Consider the following 3,972-nt stretch of genomic DNA (forward strand, 5'->3'; position numbering starts at 1 on the left):
CAACTCCCCTTACCCCCCTTCTATCGGATCTGCCCCGTGATGAGGAACTGATAGGTGGTAAGAGGCGCGAATATCGGGATCGTTCAAATTGATGCTCTCATCCTCCAACCACTGTTTGATTTTTGGGTCTCGCGGCTGAAAGATGTGCAGTTCCCGATGCCCGCGTTGCAGCACGGCGTAAGCAGGCGGATCGCCCAACTCGAACAACTTGGCGTAACCCATACCCTCGTACATCCGCACGGTTTGTTTGACGCTACCCAGCACCTTGCCATCGCCTTCATAGGCCGGGCCGTGTTCGAAACGATTTCCTTTCTCCATCATGTGTCGGCGCAGTGCCGCGACTGCGCCATCGAGATGGGTCTTGGGTTGGGTAGTTTTCTCGCTCATGGGTGCATCCTCCGCAAATTATTCCATGTGGCATATTCCGCAGTGTCAGCAAAATACCACAATCTGATCGCCATTATAGAAACAGGACGGCGAACGAACCACTGGCGGTACTCGGCCGCGAAGCGCCCCAGTGCGAGAAACCGGATGCGAGAGCAGCGTCCGTCACACTTGTACCCATGCGCCCACGCAGAAGCAACGACCGGGCCTCGTTCAGCCGCCGGAGATTGACATAGACGAGGGGACTGATCCCGTAGTGTGGGTGAAAGCAGCGTTCGATCTGGCGGGGCCGATGTCCACCTCGAGGCAAATATCCGCCATCCGAATGGCATCGCGAAACCGGCTCTCGATAAAGTCACTCGGAGGTCGCCACGACCGTGCCGCCCAGCCCGAAGGGTCAGACCCGTTTCTTTCGAATGTCGTAATCTGGATAGTGGCTACCTAAAATTAAAGCGTAGCATTGCTGTTCAGAAATTTAGAAGTAACGGGATTCCGCGCCACGGATTGCTTTCAGATTTTGAATCTACCGAGATGAGGCGATTGAATCTGTTGGAGCTAAAAACTCATAGAGCCCGCCAGTGACGTACTGTCGCTGTGGCAGGAACCGTGCGAGACACCCCGTTGCTGCAATGCAGGACCACCTATTACCGACTCGCCAGCAACCCGTACCAAGTCGTGTATATCGATTGAGGAATCCATGATGAAAACTTTATCTCCATTGCAGGTACTCACTCGCGCCGCCGTGGCGGGAGCGCTTGGGCTGGCGTTTTGCATATCGGCGGGCGCCGTCGAGGGCAATCCCGACGATTGGCGGTTTGGTGCCACGCTCTACGGCTGGTTTCCGGGCATCGACGGCACAGTGACATTCAAAAACGGTGCAGGCGGCAGAAGTGGTGGGAGCGAGGATTTGAGCGTTGATGCCGACCAGTTGATTGATGCATTGAACTTCGTTTTCATGGGATCTTTCGAGGCCCGCAAGGGTCCATGGGGGGTCTTCACTGATTTTATTTATCTCGATCTTTCAGGTGACAAGACCCAGAACCTGGCCTCTTTGGTGCCGGGAGGGTCTGGCCTGAATCTCAACGCCGGCCTCAACCTCAAAGCCACCGTCTGGACGCTGGCGGGTCAATACAACCTCGTTGAGAATCCATCGGGGTCCGCCAATATCCTGCTGGGATTTCGCTATCTGGCGATGGATGCTTCCCTCGATCTGCGGCTCGACGGTCCCCTTCCGCCTGAACTGCCCAGCGCGCATCTCTCCCGCAAGCCGGCAGTCTGGGACGGCATTGTGGGTCTGAAGGGGGAGTTTAAGCCGGGCGGGAACTGGATTATGCCCTACTACGCTGACGTGGGCGCGGGCGACTCGAAGCTCACCTGGCAGGCGTTGCTGGGGGTCGGCTACCAGTACGGTTGGGGTGATGTCATTCTCGCCTACCGCTATCTCAAATACGACTTCGACAACAATAATAATACCGACATGGACATCGCGTTCAGTGGTCCGGCGTTGGGGGTCACTTTCAGATTCTGAGGTCCGAAAATCCGCCCGATCCGATTGTTAAATTTCAAGGCGAACACTATGTTCAGACGTTTGTTCCGATCCATTGGAGCAATCTTAGTGAGGTGGAGATGGACTAAACTTTACCTCGTAGCGTTGCTCCTTGCCTGGTTGGGGCTTCAACTTTGGGCCATACCCGCCAGCGCGGGTGAGGAGAACCCGCTTAAACCGATCGATACAGCCAGCCCCAGGACCACACTCCAGGGATTCATCGAATTCATGAACAAGGGCTATGGGACGGGAGTCGGGGTCACGCAATCGTATCTGGCTTCCTCGGAGCTTTATCTGAGGCCGGAGGATATATCCACTATCCAAGGCTCTTTCCACTACCAGGAAGCGGCCCAACGGGTACTGGATTTGAGCGAACTTCCGCCCGCCACGGTTCACGAATCCGCCCGGCGGCTCGCCATCCAATTGAAGGAGGTACTCGACCGTATCGACCTCCCACCCGTCGAGTCGATCCCGGATGCCCAGGCGATGGCTACGGCCGAGTTCAAGCGCTGGACCTTGCCGAATTCCGAAATTCAAATTCGGCGGGTCGAAACCGGGCCACGGGCCGGGGAATATTTGTTTACCCCGGAAACCTTGAGCCGCCTGCCGGAGTTCTACGCCAAGGTCAAGGATCTTCCCTACAAACCCGGAGCTTCCGTCGGTTGGTACGACTTTTCTTCGTATAGTCCGGCCGGGGTAGCCTTGGCATTGCATCGAATCGTGCCGTCCCGGTGGTTGATCGATAGCCCGCAGCATCGAGTTTGGACCTCCTTTCTCGACCAACCGATGTGGCGCTGGTTCGGCATCGTGGCCGTTCTCGGCGCCGGCCTCGCCGTCGTTCTGCTGTGTTTTCGCTTCAGCCGGTATTGGGCCAGTCGATCGCCATCGGCCGAGCGCTGGGCGGGTTTGCTGCGGCCGCTCAGCCTGGTGATCGTGACGCCGGTCGCGGCGTTGATTCTTGCCGAAGTCCTGCGGATTTCGGGCACTGTCTACGCGGCCGTGACACCATCGCTTTGGACTCTGTATTTTCTTGCCCTCACCTGGATGGTTTGGGCTGTCGGCGGTGCGGTGGCGGAAAGCGTGATCTCCTGGGAAAAACTCCGCAAGACCAGTATCGATAGCCAACTCATCCGCCTGGTGCTGCGGCTTTTGACGATCATCGTGGCGATTGCCATCCTCGTCACGGGGGCTGATCGCATCGGGTTGCCCGCTTACTCGGTGATCGCCGGACTCGGGGTCGGCGGTCTCGCCGTTGCCCTGGCGGCGCAGCAAACCCTCGCCAACCTGCTCGGCTCTCTGATCATCATGTTCGAGAAGCCCTTCGCTATCGGCCATTTGATCAAAGTCCAGAGCATCGAAGGAATCGTCGAGAACGTGGGCTTTCGCAGTACACGAATCCGGACACCTCAAAATTCCCTCGTGACTATCCCAAGCAGCCAACTGGTGAACAGCACCGTTGACAACATGGAGTTGCGGGAGTATCGGCAGGTCAAGACCGTCCTTAACCTCACCTACGACACACCCGTCGAGAAGATCGAAGATTTCATCGAAGGCATCAAACACATCCTTGCAACCCACCCAGACACCCGTAAAGACAATTTCCAAGTGTTTCTCTATGAGTTCGGGCCACATAGTCTGGATATCCTGCTGAACTTTTTTCTCAAGGTGCCGGACAGGGCGGCCGAACTCATCGCACGGCAGCGGATTCTCTTGGATATTCTGCGGTTGGCCGATATGCAGCGTGTACGGTTTGCGTTTCCCACACAGACTTTGCACATCGAAAGTGTGCCGGAAGAAAAGCCGACTATCGAGACTCAAGGTTCATTCGAAAATAAGTGCCCACCGTAGTTCTCTCATGCATCGGAGCAGTAGCGCTCACGCTGGAAAATGAGTGGGGCGACCGGACACCGCGCACGCAAATCGTGGCTATCGGATCCATCAGCGGCATCGATGGGGAAGTGTTGCAAGGCCAGTTTGACCGATGTCCCAGTGATAAAAGAGGCAAATGAGGGTGCGGATGTTTGCAACAATAAGGGCTATGC

At 56.5% G+C, this 3,972-nt stretch carries 4 protein-coding genes; 2 read left to right on the forward strand and 2 right to left on the reverse strand.

Features of this window, described 5'->3' with window-relative positions; all coding sequences use genetic code 11:
- Positions 1–9: 9 nt before the first annotated feature.
- Together BN874_RS10890 and BN874_RS26415 are read right to left on the reverse strand one after the other, a co-directional pair.
- On the reverse strand, positions 10–387 hold the full coding sequence (locus tag BN874_RS10890) for a hypothetical protein (protein WP_034433141.1): 378 nt from the start codon (positions 385–387) through the stop codon (positions 10–12).
- Between the two features lie 73 nt (positions 388–460).
- Positions 461–694: a helix-turn-helix domain-containing protein gene (locus tag BN874_RS26415; protein WP_081756316.1), complete on the reverse strand. Its 234-nt coding sequence runs from the start codon at positions 692–694 to the stop codon at positions 461–463.
- Between the two features lie 390 nt (positions 695–1,084).
- Between BN874_RS26415 and BN874_RS10895 the strand changes: the two genes are divergently transcribed.
- Positions 1,085–1,912, forward strand: a complete 828-nt coding sequence (locus tag BN874_RS10895; RefSeq protein ID WP_051497715.1) for a porin family protein — start codon at positions 1,085–1,087, stop codon at positions 1,910–1,912.
- Between the two features lie 246 nt (positions 1,913–2,158).
- Positions 2,159–3,778: a mechanosensitive ion channel family protein gene (locus BN874_RS10900; protein ID WP_051497716.1), complete on the forward strand. Its 1,620-nt coding sequence runs from the start codon at positions 2,159–2,161 to the stop codon at positions 3,776–3,778.
- Positions 3,779–3,972 lie beyond the last annotated feature (194 nt).

It is taken from the genome of Candidatus Contendobacter odensis Run_B_J11, from assembly GCF_000531125.1.
GTDB lineage: Bacteria > Pseudomonadota > Gammaproteobacteria > Competibacterales > Competibacteraceae > Contendibacter > Contendibacter odensensis.